This is a genomic window from Streptomyces sp. AV19 (assembly GCF_015999245.1).
Lineage (GTDB): Bacteria > Actinomycetota > Actinomycetes > Streptomycetales > Streptomycetaceae > Streptomyces.
Window position 1 is genome coordinate 1,021,036 of the sequence record NZ_JAEAMR010000007.1, and the last position, 17,589, is coordinate 1,038,624.

The following is a 17,589-nucleotide window of genomic DNA, read 5'->3' on the forward strand; positions in this document are numbered from 1 at the left end:
CTCCAGGGCGTTGAGCGTCGGCAGCAGGTTGAACGCCTGGAAGATAAAGCCGATCTTGTCCCGGCGGAGCTGGGTGAGCTTCTTGTCGTTGAGCCCCGTCAGCTCCACGTCGCCGATCCGGGCCGAGCCGCCGGAGACGGTGTCGAGGCCTGCCATGCAGTGCATCAGCGTGGACTTGCCGGAGCCCGAGGGGCCCATGATCGCGGTGAACTCGGCGCGGCGGAACTCGACGGAGACGGAGTCCAGGGCGACCACCTGGGTCTCGCCCTGGCCGTAGACCTTGGTCAGGTCCGTCGCCACGGCCGCGGGGGCCGCGGTGCGGACGGCGGTCGGGGCGCCGTAGGGGCTGGTGGTCACGGGACGTACTCCTTGATCGGGACGGTGGAACCGGGAAGGTGCTTCCATCGTCCTGTCCCTGTGCAGCCCCGGGATCAGCCCTGGTTCCCGTTCTCGGGGCAGACTCCAGAGGTACGGCCGGGGGGTGCCGTCATCCTCGGGTATGAGCCGCTCCCCTGCCGGGGAGGCGGGATCGCGGCTGCCGGGGGAGGCGAGATTGCGACAATTACCGGAAGGGGGCCGGTGGGGGCCATGAGGAGGGTGGATCGGCCTCTGGCATGTGCCGAAGGGGCCCGTTCCGCACTGATGAGCGCTAAGTTGCCCATAAAATAAGACAACCTCTGGTCAGCGTTCCGCTGTTTGGGGGGCGCCACCCGGATAGGCTCATCCTGTTCTCCTCGAGGGAACCCGCGCGCGCGTCCCCGCACGTGCGGCCCGAGGGCCCGCCCGGATGGTGGAATGCAGACACGGCGAGCTTAAACCTCGCTGGCCCTTCGGGCCGTGCCGGTTCGAGTCCGGCTCCGGGCACACCCCGCTCATCGCCGCGGGCTCAGGGATGTCCGCTCAGTGCTGCCGCCGTGCGGCCCCGCTCGCCAGGCCGAAGAGCTGCTTGAGCGCGGCGAAGCCGCTCTCGCGGTCCACCAGGCCGTTGAGGCTGTGCAGGGTGTTCACCCCGACGCCGGTGCCGAAGACGACGGTCGCCAGGTCCTTGGCGTCCGGCAGTCCGGGGTGCCGCGCGACGATCCGCTCCAGATAGCCGACCCAGAGCGCGCGTGTGCGTTCGTAACCGCGCACATACGCGTCGCGGAGCGGGCCCTCGGACCGCATCACCTCCGGCAGCACGGTCACGAAGACCCGGCCGCAGCGGGTGTCGATCACGGCCAGGTGGACGTCGACGAGGAGGTCGAAGGAGAGCGGGCCGGACTCCGGCACCCGGCGCCCGTACTCCTCGGCGGCCGTGCGGAAGGCGTGCTCGATGACCTCGACGATCAGCCCGTCCTTCGAGCCGAAGTGCCAGGCGACCGAGCCGCGGCTGATGCCGGCCCGCTCGGCGACGGCCTGCACGGAGGCGGCCCGCAGACCGGCCTCGGCCACCAGCTCCGTGGCGGCCTCCAGCAGACGGCGGCGGCTCTCCCGGGCGGACTCCTCGCGACGACCGGCCATGCCGGCGATTCTTCCACAGCGCGTGCCGCCGTAACCGGGCCGTGCGCCGAAAACTGATCATGTGCATGTCTCTTGACTGCCTATGACGGGCGCTCAACGATTGGACCACCGTCCAGCGAACCGGTGGGCAAGCCCGGTGCCGCCGGCCGCGCGTCCATGTGCCCCCCTTGTTCCAAGGCTCCTTCCCAGTCGCCGACCGCACGATGAGGAGACGCCATGCGCCTGGTCACCTTCGAGAAGCCCAGCCATAGTCCGCGCCTCGGAGCGCTGCTCGACGACGACGCGGTCGTCCTCGACCTCGCCGCCGCCGCTCCGGGCGACAGCGCCTTCGCCTCCATGCAGGCCCTGATCGATGCCGGGGAGGGCGGACTCGACCGCGCCCGCGAGCTCTGTGCGCGGCGCCCCGGCGGAGCGCTCCACTCCCGCGCCGGCGTCCGGCTGCGCGCGCCTCTGCCGCGCCCCGCCCGGCTGCGCGACTGCGGGCTGTTCATCGCCCATCTCGTGGACGGGCTGAGGGAGCTGGCCCGGCGCATGGCGGCGACCGCGGCCGATCCCGCGGCCAGGTTCGAGGAGCTCATGGCCAGCGGCAAGTTCGACCTCAACCCGCTGTTCCGCGAGCGCGTCCTGTACTACACCGGCGACCATCTCTCGGTCAGCGGGCCCGAGGACGAGATCACGGCCCCCGCCGGTTCGGCCGAGCTGGACTACGAGCTGGAGTTCGCGGCCGTCATCGGCCGTACGGCCCGGGGCGTGAAGCCCGACGCGGCCCGCGAGCACATCTTCGGCTACACGGTCTTCAACGACTGGAGTGCCCGCGACATCCAGGCCATGATCATGCCGGCGGGCGCCGGACCGTGCGAGGGCAAGGACTTCGCGGACTCGAACACGCTCGGGCCGTGCATCGTCACCCGTGACGAGCTCCCCGACCCGTACTCCCTCACGATGACCGCCCGGGTCAACGGCGAGGAGTGGTCGCGCGGCACCACGGACGGCATGCACCACACCTACGAGGACGCCGTCGTCCACCTCAGCAGGGACCGTGCGATACAGGCCGGGGACGTGCTCGGATCCGGAACTGTCCCTTCCGGAACGGGTTTCGACCTCGGGAAGCGGCTGCGGGACGGGGACACCGTCGAGCTGGAGATCGAGGGCATCGGCATCCTGCGCAACCGCGTCCGCATCCCCGCCGGCAACGGCGGTGCCGCACAGGGCAGCTCATGACCGACGCGTATGTGCTCGGCGTGGGCCGCACCCCATACGGCAGGTTCCCGGACCGGAGCGTCGGCTCGCTCGCCGGCGAGGCGCTCGCGCTGTGCCTCACGGACGCCGGCGTCGAACCGGGCGCCATCGGCGGGGTGTTCTTCGCCAACGCGGCGCAGGGCGCCCTGGAGGGCCAGCACCTCATCCGGGGCCAGGCCGCCCTGCGCGCGCACGGCATCGAGGGCGTCCCGGTCGTCAACGTCGAGAACGCCTGCGCCAGTGGCGGCACCGCCCTCCACCTCGCCACCACCGCCGTACGCGCCGGGGAACTGGACATCGCGCTCGCCCTGGGCGCCGAGAAGATGTACGGCGCCGACGCGGACCGTACCCGCGAGGCGTTCCTCGGCGGCATGGACGTGGCCCGCTGGGAGACCGAACTCAAGGCGCTGCGGGAGGCGGCGGGCGCGGAGCCGGCGCCGGAGGGCAGGCGTTCGGTCTTCATGGACGTCTACGCGGCGCTCGCCGCGCACTACATGCGGCGTCACCCCGGCTGCACGCCCCGCCGGCTCGCCGCCGTCACCGCCAAGAACCGGCGGCACGGCTCCCTCAACCCCCGCGCCGCGCACCGCACTCCGCTGACCGTGGACGAGGTGCTGGACCAGCCGGTGATCGTGGCGCCGCTGACCCGGGCGATGTGCGCGACGATGGGCGACGGCGCCGCGGCCGCCCTCGTCTGCTCCCCGGCGGCCGCCCGCCGGCTGGGTACCCGCCGGGCCGTACGCATCCGCGCGAGCGTCGTCGCCTCCGGCACGGGACGGCCGCTGGGCGACGACACGCGGCAGATCACCCGGCTGGCGTCCGGTGCCGCCTACGAACGCGCCGGACTGGGCCCCTCGGACATCTCGCTCGCCGAGGTCCACGACGCGACCGCGATCGGCGAGGTCCTGCAGGTCGAGGCCCTCGGGCTGATCGGCGCGGGCGACGGCGCGGCGGCGGCCGAGCGCGGGGAGACGGCGCTGGGCGGCCGGCTCCCGGTGAACACCTCCGGCGGTCTGGAGTGCAACGGCCACCCCGTCGGGGCCACCGGCATCGGCCAGGTCCACGAGCTCGTCACCCAGCTGCGCGGCGAGGCCGGGGACCGCCAAGTGCCCGGCGCCCGCATCGGACTGGCCGAGAACGGCGGCGGATTCCTCGGGTACGAGGAGGCGGCCGCGGCCGTCGTCGTCCTGGAGGGGATGACCAGGTGAACATCGCCGACCTGCTGGACGAGGCCGCCGCACGCACCCCCGGCGCACCGGCGGTGTGCGAGGGCGCCGCGGTCGTACACGACTACGGCGAACTCGCCGCGCGCTCCCGGGCGATCGGTGCCGCGCTCCTTGGGGAGCACGGCGCACGGCCCGGCGACCGGATCGCGCTGGCCATGCGGAACACCCCGCTCTATCCGGAGGTCCTCTTCGGCGCGTGGTGGGCCGGGCTCGTGGCCGTACCGATGAACGCCCGCCTGCACCCGAAGGAGTTCGCGGTCCTCGCCGGGGACTGCGGGGCCCGCGTCTGTGTGGCCACGGACGAGCTGACCGGTCCGCTGCGCGACCACGGCCTCGGGGTGCGGCTGGTCGGCGCGGCGGAGCTGGCGGCGGCCGGACCGGTGCCCGCCGGGCCGCCCGCGGCGGTGGCGCCCGGCGATCCGGCCTGGCTGTTCTACACCAGCGGGACGACCGGCCGCTCCAAGGGCGCCGTCCTCACCCACCGCAATCTGCGGGCCGCCACGGACAGCGCGCTCGCCGACATCGGCACCGGCGTGGACGCGTCCTTCCTCCACATCGCCCCGATGTCCCACGCGGGCGGCCTCTTCGGGCTCGCCCACGTCGCCCGGTCCCGCGCCCAGGTCTTCCCCCGGGGAGGCGTGGTCGACGCGGAGACCCTCGGCGAGGCGATGCGCGCCTTCGGCCCGGTGTCCTTCTTCGCCGTGCCCACGATCCTGCGCCGCCTGCTCGACCCGGCCCTGCTGCCGGACGAGCCGGCCGGCCTGGTGCACCGCATCCTCTACGGCGGCGCCCCGATGTACGCCGAGGACCTGCGGCAGGTCATCGCCCGCTTCGGCCCCGGGCGCCTCTGGCAGGGGTACGGACAGGGCGAGTCGCCCGGCACGATCACGTATCTGCCGCCGGAGGACCACGCGGCCACGGCCGGTTCCCGGCTGGAGAGCGTGGGGCGGGCGCGTACCGGTGTGGAGGTGCGGGTCGTGGACCAGGACGACACGGACGTACCGGCCGGCACCGTCGGCGAGGTGATCGTCCGGGGCGACACCGTGATGGCTGGCTACTGGAACGATCCCGCGGCCACCGCCCGTACCCTGCGCGGCGGTTGGCTGCACACCGGCGACCTCGGACGGTTCGACGAGCGGGGATATCTCACCCTCGTCGACCGGGCCAAGGACCTGATCATCGCCGGGGGTTCCAACATCTACCCCCGCGAGGTGGAAGAGGTGCTGCTGCGCCACCCCTCGGTCGCCGAGGCCGCCGTCGTCGGTGCCCCCGACCCCGAGTGGGGCGAACTGCCCGCCGCCTTCGTGGTGTCCGCCCCCGGGCGGACCGTGACGGCGGCGGACCTGGAGGACCACTGCCTCGGGCAGATGGCGCGCTACAAGCGGCCCCGCCGCTACGAGTTCGTCGCCGCCCTGCCCAAGAGCTCCTACGGAAAGGTGCTGAAGACGGAACTGAGGGGGCTGCTCGGCCAGCCCCGGCCGGACCACCCGGGCTGACCGCCCGGGAGAAAACGAGACGCAATGAGCCGCATCGTCGATCTGACATCCCCCATCGACCCGGACGACCTCAAGCACATACCCGCGAACATGCCCGACCTGGCCCAGGTCATCGCCCCCAAGGTCGACTACCAGACGCACGACGTCTGGGGCCGGGAGCTCATGGTCGCGTCCTTCGGATGCGACCCCGACGATCTCCCGGGGCGCGAGGGCCCGGCCGGGGAGATCCTGCGCGAGATCAGCACGCACTGCGGCACGCATGTGGACGCGCCGCTGCACAGCGGGCGGTTGTGCGAGGGCCGCCCGGCCCGGACCATCAGCGACGTCTCGCTGGAGGAGCTGTACCGGCCCGGCATGGTGCTGGACGTACGGCAGTGGGCGAGGCCCGGCGAGGCCATCTCCGTGGAAGCCCTGCGGAAGGCGGTCGAGGCCATCGGCCGGGACATCGAGCAGGGCGACGCGGTCCTGATCCGGACCGGCCAGGAGCGTTACGCGATCGGTGAGCCGCTGTACTTCAACTACCCCGGCATGTCGGGCGAGGGCACCCGCTATCTCACCGGCCGGGGCGCGACCGTCCTGGGCACGGACGCGATCGGCTGGGACCGCCCGATCCCCGCGATGCGCAGGGCGTACCAGGAGACCGGCGACGCCCGGCACATCTGGGACGGGCACTACGCGATCCAGGACAAGGAGGCGCTGATCGTCCAGCAGTTGGTGAATCTGGCGGCGCTGCCGCCGACGGGCTTCATGGTCGGTTTCTTCCCGCTGCGGCTGACGGGTACGAGCGCGTCGCCGGCGCGGGCGGTGGCCTTCGTCGACGACTGAGTCACGGAGCGAACGACCGGGTCGCGGAAGGGGCATCGGGTCACGGAAGAGGTGTGCGGGCCCCAGAGGGCCGGGAGCCCGTACACCTTCAGGGGATCACGGGGCCGTGAGGGTGGCCTCCTGCTCCTTGCCGGTCTCCTCGGCGGCCGGCGCCGAGGGCGTCTTCGCCTCCGCGCGGCGGGCTCCGATCAGGAACAGCGCGAGCCCGCCGATCAGCCAGCCGGCCAGCACCAGCAGGGCCCGGAAGCTGCCGGAGCCGTCGAAGAAGGCCGTCGAGCGCAGCAGGGTGCCGCCGGCGCCCGGCGGCAGGAACTGTCCGAACGCGCCCCAGCCGGAAGGGAGCCACTCCGGCCCGGCGGCCAGGCCGGACAGCGGGTTGCCCAGGAGGATCATCATGGCCGCGCCCAGGCCGAGCCCGGCGCCGCCCAGCACGGAGTGCAGGCCCATGATGGTCAGGCAGGTGGCGGCGGTGCCGAAGGCGATGGCCAGCGAGATCAGCCCGTAGTTGCCGTCGGTGATGCCGAAGCCGTACTGGAGCAGCGCGCCGAGCGCGAAGCCGCCGAGCAGCGCGAAGCCGAGGGCGGTGGCGGCCCGCTGGGCGGGCTCGCGCAGCAGGATCACGATGGCCGCGGCGGCCAGGTAGCCGCCCAGCACCAGGGGCAGCGCGCCGGACGAGAGGCCGACGCCGTTGGGGTCGTCGTCCGTGGGCGGGTGCAGATCGTGCACGGCCACCGCGGAATCGGCGGCCGCCGGGTCGAGGGACTGGGCGAGGGCGCGCAGGGAGGCGGCGATCGACGGGCTGGCCGCGGTGGCGATCAGGACCTCGGGCCTGGCACCCGGCTTGGTGCCGAGGACGACCGCGCCGTAGACGTCGCGGTCGTCGATCCGGTCGCGGGCCTCCTCGGCGTCCGCCACCTTCCGGACGCTGAACGCCCCGGGCCTGGCCGCCGCCAGCTTCCCGGCGATCTGGTCGGCGGCCGGGCCGGGCCCGGCCACCGCGACCGGCACCTTGTGCGGGCCGGAGTTGATGGAGGGCAGGGCGAAGGCGGTGAGCATGACGACGAGCAGAGCGGTGAGGCCGACGATCAGCATCGGCACCTTGCGCCAGCCGCTGGCGGCCGGGGTCCCGGCGCCGTCTTCGGCGCCGGCAGGCTTGGTGGACACGGCGGTTGTCTCTCTCTGTGGGGCGGACAGGGCTACGGTTCGACGCGTACCCGCCCGAGCGCCCGGCGTACGGCGGGCGCGATGGGGGCGTCCGAGTCGCCGGACACCCAGTGCTCGTAGGTCAGCCGGATCGTGGTGACGGCGAGCGTGGCGGCGAGCCGCGGATACAGGTCACGGCCGGGGTCGGTGCCGGTGCGCAGGGCGATCTCGGCCGCCAGCGTGGTCACCAGCCCGGCCTCGAATCTCACCTGCTGGGCGGCGAGTTCCGAGTGGGCGAGCGCCAGCCGGGCCCGCAGGAAGGAGGTCATCTCCCGGTCGGACGCCTCGGCGTCCAGGACCTCGAAGACGGCCTCCGAGAGGGCGTCCCACAGCGGCTCCCCGGCCGGACGCGCGCGCAGGGCCTCGCGGATGCGCTCGGTACGGTCCACGCCCGGGGCCATGACCGCCTCCTCCTTGCTGGAGAAGTAGTTGTTGAAGGTACGGGCCGACACCCCGGCCTCGGCCGCGATGTCCTCGACCCGCACGTTCTCCCAGCCGCGCTCCGCGGTGAGGCGCAGTGCGGCCCGGCTCAGCGCCGTCCGGGTGGCCCGCTTCTTGCGCTCGCGCAGTCCGAGGGCGGGGGTGTCCTGTGCTGTACCCATGGGACGGCAGGCTACAGAACTTGCGCACCGCGCAAAATTTCCTACCGGGCAAAAACAGCCAGATCCGGTTCCGGGCGGACCGCCGCTGTAGCGACCGGCGTGGGTAAACGTGGGCGCCCCGCCGGTTAAGCATGTGTGAAACGGATTGACTACGCCCCGCCCGGGGGCTATTGGGGACACCGCCGGGTGGCGCGCCCGGACCGCCGTGCCGTGTGAGCGCCGTCACCGGTCGCGGCGTCATGGGTTGGCCGGATGTCAACTGCCCCGAGCGGATGGCGTGTTGATGGGGTTACGCTGTGCGATGTACGTTACTCGCCGGTAGTTGTGCAATCCCGAGGGGCGTGAAATGTTGGCTCAAGTTTCCGGCCTTGCTTTCGGCCCTGATCTTCTCAACCGCCCGCGAAAACCACAGGCATTCGACGGCGAGGCGGAGTGTGATATCGACCGCATACTCCTGGAAATGCGGCCGCTCATCGAATCCGTGGTCAACAACACGCATATTCGCGCACTGGAGGAATCGGTCCTCGCGGACATCGGGGACATCGACGCCGCGGTGGCCGCGCTGAACAGCCTTGTCGGCCGGGCGAAATGCTCGGTGAACGTCGTCCTCCCGACCTCCCTGGACGGCTTGCGGGCCGTCGGTTCGGCACTGCGCCGGCTGGCGGACGGACGGCCGCGGGAGACCCGCGTCCAGATCCTCTCCACCCCGGAGCTGGCCCTCGGCGGCCACCTCGCGGACCTCGGGTCACTCGGGTCGGCGGCCTGCGACACCGAGATCCGCCTGGCCTCGGGGGTGCGGCACGGCGCCGTCGTCATCGACCAGCAAGTCGCCCTCGTCCGGCCGGGCGCGCGCACCGGCGACGTCGAGGCCTCGCTCATCCGCGCCCCCGGCGTGGTCCGCGCCCTGCACGACATGATGATGACCGCCTGGTCCCGGGCCGTCCCGCTGGTCCGCTACCAGCAGCTCCGCGAGCGCCTGCGCCGGGACTCCGGGACGGAGATCATGCGCCTGCTCGGCGAGGGCTACACGGACGAGGCGGCGGCGCGCGAACTCGACATCTCCGTACGGACGTACCGCCGCCGGGTCGCCGACATCATGCGGCTGCTGGGCGCCAGATCCCGGTTCCAGGCCGGGGTCAACGCGGCGGGCCTCGGATTGTTTCCGGCGTGAGCCCCCCGGCGGGGCGGCTGCGTCGGCCGTGTCGCCTGGGTCACACGGTGACAGCAATGTGTCACGGAGGGCAGCCGCCGCCCCGCCGCCCGGGCGCCGATTGACAGCTTCCGGACTGGCCCGTTGAACATTCCTTTCTCATCTCCCAGAGTCAAGGACTGGTCATGGCAGCCGACTGCCGCGCGATCTCTCATGATTAAGGAAGTCACCAACACCATGGGCGAATACGACCCCGTACGGCCCGCCCCGATCGCGGTCGTGGGAATGGGGTGCCGGGTTCCCGGCGCCGACGGGCCGGACGGTTTCTGGAAACTCCTGATGGACGAGGTCTGCACGGTCGCACCGGTGCCGGAAACCCGGTTCGGACGCCCGTACGGAGTTCCCGGCGCCGGCATGCGGTCGAGCTTGTTGAACGACCCGGACCGTTTCGACGCGGAATTCTTCGCGATGTCCCCGCGGGAGGCGGTGGGCACGGACCCGCAGCAGCGCCTCTTCCTGGAGACCGCCTGGGACGCGCTGGAGGACGGCGCCCAGGACACCGCGAAGCTGGCCGGGACGCGCACCGGCGTCTACGTGGGCACCACCAACGTCCACTACTGGGATCTGCTCCAGGCGGCCGAGCACCCCGACATCCACGCCAACCTCGGCTCCGGCAACCGCGCGAGCACCACCGGCCGGCTCTCCTACGCCCTGAACCTCACGGGCCCCGGCATCACCGTGGACGCCGCCTGCTCCTCCTCCCTGGTGGCCATCGCCCTCGCCTGCCAGAGCCTGCGGGCCGGCGAGTCCGAGCTCGCCATCGCGGGCGGGTCGCAGCTGCTGCTGGCCGACACCGAGAACTACGGGTACGTGGACGCGGGGGTGCTCTCCGACAACTGCCGCTTCGGCGACGCCGCCGCCGACGGGTTCTGCTTCACCGAGGGGGTCGGCGTGGTCCTCCTCAAGCCGCTCGACCGCGCCCTCGCCGACGGCGACCCGGTCCGCGCCGTCATCCGCGGCTGGAGCATGAACAACGACGGCTCCGACAGCGCGACCATGACCATCCCCTCGCTCAGCGGCCAGCGCAACATGCTGCGGCTGGCGTACGAGCACGCCGGGATCCCGGCGTCCGAGGTGTCCTACATCGAGGGCCACGGCACCGGCACCAAGGCGGGCGACCCGGTCGAACTCGGGGCGATCGCCGCCGTCGCGGGCGGTGACCGTCCGGAGGAACGGCCGCTGCTGGTCGGCTCGGTGAAGACCAACATCGGGCACACCGGCGCCGCCGCCGGGGTGCTCGGCCTGATCAAGACCGTGCTGGCCCTCGAACACCGCACCGTGCCGCGCAGCCTCCACCTCACCGAGCGCACCCCGGCGGTCGACTGGGACACCGCGGGCATGGACATCCCGCGCACGGCCCGGTCCTTCGGGCCCGAGGCCGGGCCGCTCACCTTCGGCGTCAGCAGCTTCGGCGTCTCCGGCACGAATGTGCACGTCGTGCTCACCGAGGCCGGGGCCGAGGCGGAACCGGAGGAACACGGCGTGCGGCGGCCGGGCGGGGACGCCGGTGCCGAGAGCGGCACCGAGCACCTGCTGACCCTGTCCGCCCGGTCCCCGGAGGCCCTGCGGCAGCGCGCCGAGGACCTCGTCGGCCACCTCACGACCGCGGCCGCCGGTACGGACCTCGCCAACCTCTGCCACACCGCCGCCGTCCGGCGCGCGCACCACGACTACCGGCTCTCCGTCGTCGGGGACAGCCACGGTGCGCTGGCCGAGCGGCTGCGCGAGGCCCTGGCGGAGGGCGTGGAGCCGGACTTCGCGGGAAGTCCCCGGATCGCGTTCGTCTTCTCCGGCCACGGCTCGCCGTGGATCGGCATGGGCCGCGAACTCATGGACAGCTCACCGGCGTTCAGTGCCCAGCTCATGCGCTGCGACGAGGCCGTGCGCGCCCTCACCGGCTGGTCCGTCATCGACCGGCTCACCGACGGCACCGACCTCGTCAACGAGACCGCGGCCATCGTGCACCCCGTGCTCTGGTCGGTCCAGGTGGCGCTCGCGGAGACCTGGCGGGCCTGGGGCGTCGAGCCGGACGTGGTGCTGGGGCACAGCATGGGCGAGGTGGCCGCCGCCTGCGTCGCGGGCGGGCTCAGCCTGGCGGACGGCGCGGCCGTCGTCTGCCACCGCACCCGGCTGATCCGGGACCTGGTCGCGGGCAACGGCACCATGTCCGTGGCGGGCCTGACGGCCACCGAGGCCGAGGAGCTCATCGCCGCGCTCGCGGTCGACGTCTCGGTGGCGGCCAGCAACGGCCCCCGCACCACCGTCCTGGCCGGTGAGGTCGAGGGCATCGAGAAGATCAAGGCCGAGCTGGACGCCCGTGACGTGTTCTGCCGCGTCATGAAGGCGGAAGCCGCCTCGCACTGCTCGCAGATGGACCCCGTGCTGCCCGAACTCGCCGAGGCGCTCAAGGGACTTCGCCCCCGGGCCGGCCGGATCCCCATGCGGTCCACCGTCACCGGGGAACTCCTGGACGGGACCGGCCTCGACGCCTCGTACTGGACCGGCAACCTGCGCGGCCGCGTCCACCTCCACGAGGCCGTGCTCAGCACCGCCCGGGAGGCCGACACCGTCTTCGTCGAGGTCAGCCCGCACCCCGTGCTGCTGGGCGCCGTGCGGGACACGCTGGAGGACGCCGGCCTGCCCGGCGCCACCGTCGGCTCGCTGCGCCGCGACGAGCCGGAGCGCGAGACGCTGCTGACCCACCTCGGCAAGGTGTACGAGACCGGTGCCGCCGTCGGCTGGAACGGGCTCTACGGGGCCGGCCGCTGCGTGCCCCTGCCGTCGTACCCCTGGCAGCGCGAGAGCTACTGGGTGGAGGACCTCGACGAGCTGCCCCAGGTCCACGACTTCCCGCTGGAGCCCGGATCGCCGCTGCTGGCCGGAGCCCCGGCCGGCGAACCGGCCATGGTCTATTGGACCGAACTCCTGGAAGCCGTACGGGTCGCGGCCGTCCGGACCGCCGGCACCGACGCGGTACGGCTCACCGGCGTGGACCTCAAGGACCCGGTCCTCGTACCCCCCGGTGAGGTGCCGGTCCTGCGGGTCACCCTCACACCGGACCCGGACGGGCGCCGCTGGGGATTCGGGGTCGAGAGCCGGACGGGCGCCGAAGCGGCCTGGCGGCCGCGCGGCAGCGGCACGGTGGTCCAGGACGTCCCGGCCGCCGCACCCGAGCCGCTCGCGCGGATCCGCGAGCGCTGCCCGGCGCCCTGGGACGCCGACGCCTTCTACCGGCGTCTGCCGCAGGCCACCCGCTTCCGCCACCTCCTGGACGAGATCCGGACCGGGCAGGGGGAATCCGTCGCCCGCCTCCGCCGCCCCGCCCCGCTGGAGCCGCGGCCCGAGCACCCGCTGCACCCCGAACTGATCCACGCCGCCTATATGCAGGCACTGGTGCTGCTGCCCGGCATGCCGGGCGCCACCCCGCACCTGGACGACTTCCGGATCTCCGGCCCGTCGACCGAGGCGCTGTGGAGCACCTGCCGGATCAGGGAGGGCGCCGACGGCCGGCCGGCCGTGGACATCACCCTGCTGGACGCGGCGGAGCGGGTCGTCGCCGAGCTGAAGGGCATGCCGGTGCACCGCCAGGAGGGCGGCGGTGCCGAGGAGTTGAAGGAAGAGGAGCACGTGAACACGTCCACGGCCGACGCGCCGCAGCCTCAGACGGCGGACACCGGCATCGAGTTGACGGGCGAGTTGCGCCTGACCGACCCGGCGACCGGCTTCGCGATCGAGCTGCGCGGCTCGCTGCGGATCTCCAGGGAGCCCGCGCCGGCGGGCGGCGTACGCGCCCCGGCCCCGGCCCCGGCCGCCGTTCCCGCCCCGGCTCCGGCACCTGTCCCCGTCGCCGCGCCTGTCGCCGCCCCCGTACCGGCCCCGGCGCCCGCTCCTGTGGCCGAGGCCGCCCCCGCGGCCGACCGTCCGGTGGCCGACCGCGTGGCGGAGCACGTGGCGGCGGTCCTCAAGATGCGCGTGGCCAAGCTCGACGCCAACAAGCCCTTCAGCCGCCTCGGCATGGACTCCGTCATGGCGACGGAGCTGCGCAAGCGGCTGGAGCAGGAGTTCGGCATCCCCTTCCCCATGGAAAAACTGGCGCGCGGTGCCTCGACCGCGTCCCTCGTCCGCGAGCTCGGGGCCCAGGCCGCCTCCTGACTCCCTCGCACGCTCGACTCGACACGTGATGTCCCGTCACAGCAGCAACGAAAGGTGAGAGAGTTGACCAAGGACCTGTACGACATCGGTGAGTTGCCCCCGCTCGGCGTCGTCCCGGCGCGGATGCACGCGTCGGTCATCCGCCCGGAACGGTACGGTCCGCCGGAGCAGGGCTTCGCCATGGAGGTCGTGGACGTGCCGAGCCTCGGCCCCGGCCAGATCCTCGTCTGGGTCATGGCCGCCGGCATCAACTACAACAACGTCTGGGCCTCGCTCGGCTACCCGTACGACGTCGTCGCGGCCCGGCAGAAGCAGGGCGAGCCCGAGGACTTCCACATCGGCGGCTCCGAGGGGTCCGGCATCGTCTGGGCCGTGGGCGAGGGCGTCACCACGGTGTCCGTCGGCGACGAGGTGATCGTCACCGGCTGCGTGTGGGACGAGTCCGCCACCGACATCCGGATGGGCGCCGACCCGATGACCTCGTCCACCCAGAAGGCGTGGGGCTACGAGACGAACTACGGCTCCTTCGCCCAGTTCGCACGGGTGACCGAATATCAGTGCCACCCCAAGCCCGCCAACCTCTCCTGGGAGGAGGCCGCCTGCTTCCTGCTCACCGGCGCGACCGCCTACCGGCAGCTGACCGGCTGGGCCCCGCACACCGTGGAGCCCGGCGACCCGGTGCTGATCTGGGGCGGCGCCGGCGGCCTCGGCTCGATGGCGATCCAGATCACCCGGATCCGCGGCGGCATTCCGATCGCCGTGGTCTCCGACGACGAGCGCGGAAAGTTCTGCCTCGAACTCGGCGCGGAGGGCTACATCAACCGCAAGGAGTTCGACCACTGGGGCCGGCTGCCCGACATCTCGGACGGCGCGGCCATGGGCAAATGGATGAAGGGCGTGCGCGCTTTCGGCACCAAATTCTGGGAGATCCTCGGCGAGCGCAAGGCGCCGAAGATCGTTCTGGAGCACAGCGGGCAGAGCACCATTCCCACGTCCATGTATCTGTGCGACACGGCGGGCATGGTCGTCATCTGCGGCGGCACCACCGGCTACAACGCCGACGTCGACCTGCGCTTCCTCTGGATGCGGCAGAAGCGCCTCCAGGGCTCGCACTTCGCGAGCACCAAGCAGTGCCGCCAGGTGATCGCGCTCGCCGGGAGCAAGAAGCTCGACCCCTGCCTCTCCTGGGTCGGCGGGTTCGAGGAGACGGGCCACGCGCATCAGCTGATGCACGAGAACAAGCACCCCTCCGGCAACATGGCCGTCCGGGTCAACGCGCCCGCCGCCTGAACGGGTACCGCTTACGGCGCTCCCCGCCGGTACGGAACCGGCAGTGGCCCGATAGCGTTGTGAGGTAGTAGGCGCACTGGGAAAAGATCGTCCCAAAGCACGAGAGCCATTCCTTTGCCTACCTATTACCCTTGAGCGCTAAGGCCGCGCAGGGTGGCCATGGAGGAGTGAAATGAGGAGCAGGAACCCGGTCTTCTCGCGACGGGGGTTCACCTCCGGAGGCGGCAGCTACGCGGGCTTCAACGCGGCGCCGCAGTCCGGGTCCGCGACGCAGGGAAATCCTTACGGGAACAACCCGTACGCGCAGCCCACCAACCCCTACGCGAACAACCCGTACGCCCAGGGCGCCCCCGACGTCCAGCACGGCATGCCGCAGGCGCCGGCACGTTCCGGCGCGATGACGATCGACGACGTCGTCCTGCGCACCGGCATCACGCTGGCTGCGGTGATCGTCGCGGCCGGTGCCGCCTGGGCGCTGGAGCTGCCCGTCGGGCTGGGCTTCGGCGCCGGCCTGATCGCGATGGTGCTCGGCCTGGTCCAGTCGTTCAAGGCCAAGCCGTCCCCGGCGATCATCCTGGCCTACGCGGTCTTCGAGGGTCTCTTCCTCGGCGTGCTCAGCCAGGCGTACAACGAGGTCGCCAAGGGCGCCCCGATGCAGGCGGTGCTCGGCACCACGGCGGTCTTCGCCGGTGTGCTGGTGGCCTACAAGACGCGGCTCATCCGCGTCGACCGCCGCTTCACCCGGTTCGTGGCCGGTGCCGCGATCGGCTTCCTGCTGCTGATGGTCGTCAACCTGCTGTTCGCCGCCTTCGGCGGCGGTGACGGCCTCGGCTTCCGCACCGGCGGTCTGGGCATCGTCTTCGGCATCCTCGGCGTGGTGCTCGGCGCCTGCTTCCTGGCGCTGGACTTCAAGCAGGTCGAGGACGGCGTGAAGTACGGCGCGCCGCGCGAGGAGTCGTGGCTGGCCGCGTTCGGCCTGACGCTGTCGCTGGTGTGGATCTACACCGAGCTGCTCCGTCTGATCGCGATCCTCAATCAGGACTAGCGCGGCGGACGGACTCCGTAAATGGACGGGCCCGGGAAGGTGATGCCTTCCCGGGCCCGTCCCCCGTTTGCGGGGGACCGCGGCGCTACAGCAGCCTGCGCGCGGCCCGCCGGAGGTCGTACTCGTGCACGATCGCCTTGGCGTGGCCGTAGGCGAGGCCGTGCTCTCCGCGCAGCCAGCTCACCTTCTCCTCGAACCGGGACAGTGCGGGACCTTCCTCGACCGTGCGCAGCCATTCCGCGATGTCACGACCGGTGCAGTGGGGGATTCGGGAGAGCAGGTTCCGGTGGGTCTCGTCGGAGATGACATAGGACATCGGCGCCTCCGGACGCTTCGGATGATGGTCCTTCATGTCACCGTGCCTGAGTGTTCAGCCATTGGCAACAGTCGGCAGCCGCCGCATAGTCTCGGGACGTGGATGATGTGACGCCTCTCCTGGCCGCCGTGGACACCTTCGCCGACCGCCTGCGCACCCTGCCGCAGTCCCGCCTGAGCCGGGGCGCGGCGGCGGAAGCGCTGGCCCTCGCCCGCGAGCTGGCCGCCCGCGCGCAGCGGATCGAGGAACCGGGCCGGGGCGAGCCGCGGGAGATGCCCGAGGCGGGCATGTTCGCGGTGGCGGACCAAGTGGCCGTCGCGGGCCACGACTTGGCCGAGGCGCTCGCCGCCGGGGGCGGCGGGGCGACCGGGGTGCAGGTGGCCGAGGCCGTCGGGCTCATCGAGGAGGCGGCCCGGCGCTGCGGGCTGTAGCCGCCTCCCGGACGTCAGTGGGACGCGATGACGCGGTCCGCCAGCACGTAGACGTTGCCGGAGGCGCAGCCGAACGTCAGGGCGTAGGCGCCCGCCACGCCGGAGCCGCCCAGCAGGACGGGGGCGTCGCCGGTGCGCAGCGCGTGGGCGAGGTTCTCGGCGGTCTCCCGGTGGCCGGGCGTCATGCAGACGGTGGTGCCGTCGGCGAAGACGTAGACGTCGAGGGTGCCGAGCGGGCCCGGGCGCACATCGGCCAGCGGGACGCCGTCGGCGGCGAGCTCGGTGAGCCGCTCGACGGTGCGCTCGTGGTCGGTCACGGGGGCGGCCGGCGAGAAGTCGGGGTGCGAGGGGTGCCGGCGGCGGGCCGCGGCGAGCTCCGGGGACTCGGCGGCGTCCGTCCGCTCCGGCTCCCCGGCCAGGGGCAGATCCAGCCCGGCCAAGTCGGGCTGGCGGGGGATGTGCGGGCCGTACGGGCCGCCGTCGGCGGTCGTCTCGTCGGCGGCGGGGCCGGTGAGGCCGGACAGCAGCGGGGCGTCGGCGCCCGGGGCGGCGCCCAGGTCGAGGGCCTCCTGCGCGGCCCAGAAGGCGCGCGCCTCGGCCAGTTCGCGCTCGCGCTCCTCGGCGAGGGCGTCGGCGACGGCCGCGCGTATCTCGGAGAGCCCGGCCACGGGGGCGGTCCGGGCGGCGGGCACCTCGGCCCGCGCCGCGCGCTCCGCGGTGGCGGTCGCCAGGTCGGCGCGCAGGGCGGTGATCTGGCGGCGCAGTCCGCGCGTGGCGTACAGCGCGGCGGCTCCCGCGGTCGTGGCGGTGGCAGCGGCCAGCAGCAGGGCAAGAGACATGGCGCTCACTGACGTACTCCCGGTTGCTATGGATCCCCCGAATTCCTACCTCAGCTTCGCGCGCGTCTTCCCCTGCCCCCAGTGCAAAACGTCATGAAACCGGCGGGACTTAAGGCCCGGAGGTTGTTCCTTCAACATATCTGACCAGGGGAAACGAATCTCCCCCGGGACGTTGGTCACATCCTGGGGGAGATTGGGTCACGAACGCGTACGGG

General features: G+C 72.6%; 15 protein-coding genes and 1 tRNA gene. 10 read left to right on the forward strand and 6 right to left on the reverse strand.

All coding sequences use genetic code 11. From position 1 onward, the window contains the following. The coding region (locus I5Q34_RS14305; protein WP_374193010.1) for an ABC transporter ATP-binding protein at positions 1–357 on the reverse strand (357 nt) is incomplete at its 3' end. Positions 358–781: 424 nt separating this feature from the next. Between I5Q34_RS14305 and I5Q34_RS14310 the strand changes: the two genes are divergently transcribed. Then, positions 782–864, forward strand: a tRNA-Leu gene (locus I5Q34_RS14310). A gap of 36 nt (positions 865–900) precedes the next feature. On the opposite strand, the gene I5Q34_RS14315 is transcribed toward I5Q34_RS14310, so the two are convergent. After that, positions 901–1,500, reverse strand: a complete 600-nt coding sequence (locus I5Q34_RS14315) for a TetR/AcrR family transcriptional regulator (RefSeq protein ID WP_199892552.1) — start codon at positions 1,498–1,500, stop codon at positions 901–903. A 216-nt stretch (positions 1,501–1,716) separates the two neighbouring features. Here I5Q34_RS14315 and I5Q34_RS14320 point away from each other — a divergent pair, with 216 nt between their 5' ends. Genes I5Q34_RS14320 through I5Q34_RS14335 form a run of 4 tightly spaced genes read left to right on the forward strand, consistent with a single transcriptional unit; the run spans position 1,717 to position 6,286 of the window. Further along, complete coding sequence (locus I5Q34_RS14320) at positions 1,717–2,721, forward strand: fumarylacetoacetate hydrolase family protein (protein ID WP_199892553.1); 1,005 nt, start codon at positions 1,717–1,719, stop codon at positions 2,719–2,721. Then, positions 2,718–3,947: a thiolase family protein gene (locus tag I5Q34_RS14325; RefSeq protein WP_199892554.1), complete on the forward strand. Its 1,230-nt coding sequence runs from the start codon at positions 2,718–2,720 to the stop codon at positions 3,945–3,947. The genes I5Q34_RS14320 and I5Q34_RS14325 overlap by 4 nt, the downstream gene beginning before the upstream one ends. Beyond that, the gene (locus I5Q34_RS14330) at positions 3,944–5,461 is read left to right on the forward strand and encodes an AMP-binding protein (protein ID WP_199892555.1); all 1,518 of its coding nucleotides are present in this window, start codon (positions 3,944–3,946) and stop codon (positions 5,459–5,461) included. The genes I5Q34_RS14325 and I5Q34_RS14330 overlap by 4 nt, the downstream gene beginning before the upstream one ends. A gap of 24 nt (positions 5,462–5,485) precedes the next feature. Next, positions 5,486–6,286 carry a cyclase family protein gene (locus I5Q34_RS14335; RefSeq protein WP_199892556.1) on the forward strand — a complete coding sequence of 267 codons (801 nt, stop codon included), beginning with the start codon at positions 5,486–5,488 and terminating at the stop codon, positions 6,284–6,286. 96 nt (positions 6,287–6,382) lie between these two features. On the opposite strand, the gene I5Q34_RS14340 is transcribed toward I5Q34_RS14335, so the two are convergent. Continuing rightward, positions 6,383–7,450, reverse strand: a complete 1,068-nt coding sequence (locus I5Q34_RS14340; RefSeq protein ID WP_199892557.1) for a hypothetical protein — start codon at positions 7,448–7,450, stop codon at positions 6,383–6,385. Positions 7,451–7,482: 32 nt separating this feature from the next. Beyond that, the gene (locus tag I5Q34_RS14345; RefSeq protein WP_199892558.1) at positions 7,483–8,091 is read right to left on the reverse strand and encodes a TetR/AcrR family transcriptional regulator; all 609 of its coding nucleotides are present in this window, start codon (positions 8,089–8,091) and stop codon (positions 7,483–7,485) included. 460 nt (positions 8,092–8,551) lie between these two features. Between I5Q34_RS14345 and I5Q34_RS14350 the strand changes: the two genes are divergently transcribed. From I5Q34_RS14350 to I5Q34_RS14365, 4 genes are all read left to right on the forward strand, one after another. Next, the gene (locus I5Q34_RS14350; RefSeq protein ID WP_199892559.1) at positions 8,552–9,262 is read left to right on the forward strand and encodes a helix-turn-helix transcriptional regulator; all 711 of its coding nucleotides are present in this window, start codon (positions 8,552–8,554) and stop codon (positions 9,260–9,262) included. A 216-nt stretch (positions 9,263–9,478) separates the two neighbouring features. Continuing rightward, a complete protein-coding gene (locus I5Q34_RS14355; RefSeq protein WP_199892560.1) occupies positions 9,479–13,453 on the forward strand; it encodes a type I polyketide synthase in 3,975 nt (1,324 codons plus the stop codon). A 63-nt stretch (positions 13,454–13,516) separates the two neighbouring features. Further along, positions 13,517–14,743: a crotonyl-CoA carboxylase/reductase gene (ccrA, locus tag I5Q34_RS14360; protein WP_234428760.1), complete on the forward strand. Its 1,227-nt coding sequence runs from the start codon at positions 13,517–13,519 to the stop codon at positions 14,741–14,743. A 172-nt stretch (positions 14,744–14,915) separates the two neighbouring features. Further along, entirely contained in the window at positions 14,916–15,788 is an 873-nt protein-coding gene (locus tag I5Q34_RS14365; protein WP_199892561.1) for a Bax inhibitor-1/YccA family protein, read from the forward strand. 85 nt (positions 15,789–15,873) lie between these two features. On the opposite strand, the gene I5Q34_RS14370 is transcribed toward I5Q34_RS14365, so the two are convergent. Continuing rightward, positions 15,874–16,104, reverse strand: a complete 231-nt coding sequence (locus tag I5Q34_RS14370) for a DUF4287 domain-containing protein (protein WP_199892562.1) — start codon at positions 16,102–16,104, stop codon at positions 15,874–15,876. Between the two features lie 98 nt (positions 16,105–16,202). Between I5Q34_RS14370 and I5Q34_RS14375 the strand changes: the two genes are divergently transcribed. Next, positions 16,203–16,535 (forward strand): hypothetical protein, encoded by a 333-nt coding sequence (locus I5Q34_RS14375; protein WP_199892563.1) that lies wholly within the window; start codon positions 16,203–16,205, stop codon positions 16,533–16,535. A gap of 14 nt (positions 16,536–16,549) precedes the next feature. Here the strand turns inward: I5Q34_RS14375 and I5Q34_RS14380 are convergent, their stop codons facing one another. Further along, complete coding sequence (locus tag I5Q34_RS14380) at positions 16,550–17,374, reverse strand: hypothetical protein (RefSeq protein ID WP_199892564.1); 825 nt, start codon at positions 17,372–17,374, stop codon at positions 16,550–16,552. Positions 17,375–17,589: the final 215 nt, after the last annotated feature.

What these genes read in the sequence shown, in the direction of transcription:
- I5Q34_RS14335 (WP_199892556.1), top strand. Translation starts at nt 5,486, where the DNA reads ATGAGCCGCATCGTCGATCTGACATCCCCCATCGACCCGGACGACCTC.
- I5Q34_RS14315 (WP_199892552.1), bottom strand. Translation starts at nt 1,500, where the DNA reads ATGGCCGGTCGTCGCGAGGAGTCCGCCCGGGAGAGCCGCCGCCGTCTG.
- I5Q34_RS14320 (WP_199892553.1), top strand. Translation starts at nt 1,717, where the DNA reads ATGCGCCTGGTCACCTTCGAGAAGCCCAGCCATAGTCCGCGCCTCGGA.
- I5Q34_RS14370 (WP_199892562.1), bottom strand. Translation starts at nt 16,104, where the DNA reads ATGTCCTATGTCATCTCCGACGAGACCCACCGGAACCTGCTCTCCCGA.
- I5Q34_RS14325 (WP_199892554.1), top strand. Translation starts at nt 2,718, where the DNA reads ATGACCGACGCGTATGTGCTCGGCGTGGGCCGCACCCCATACGGCAGG.
- I5Q34_RS14345 (WP_199892558.1), bottom strand. Translation starts at nt 8,091, where the DNA reads ATGGGTACAGCACAGGACACCCCCGCCCTCGGACTGCGCGAGCGCAAG.
- I5Q34_RS14380 (WP_199892564.1), bottom strand. Translation starts at nt 17,374, where the DNA reads ATGTCTCTTGCCCTGCTGCTGGCCGCTGCCACCGCCACGACCGCGGGA.
- I5Q34_RS14350 (WP_199892559.1), top strand. Translation starts at nt 8,552, where the DNA reads ATGCGGCCGCTCATCGAATCCGTGGTCAACAACACGCATATTCGCGCA.
- I5Q34_RS14355 (WP_199892560.1), top strand. Translation starts at nt 9,479, where the DNA reads ATGGGCGAATACGACCCCGTACGGCCCGCCCCGATCGCGGTCGTGGGA.
- I5Q34_RS14365 (WP_199892561.1), top strand. Translation starts at nt 14,916, where the DNA reads ATGAGGAGCAGGAACCCGGTCTTCTCGCGACGGGGGTTCACCTCCGGA.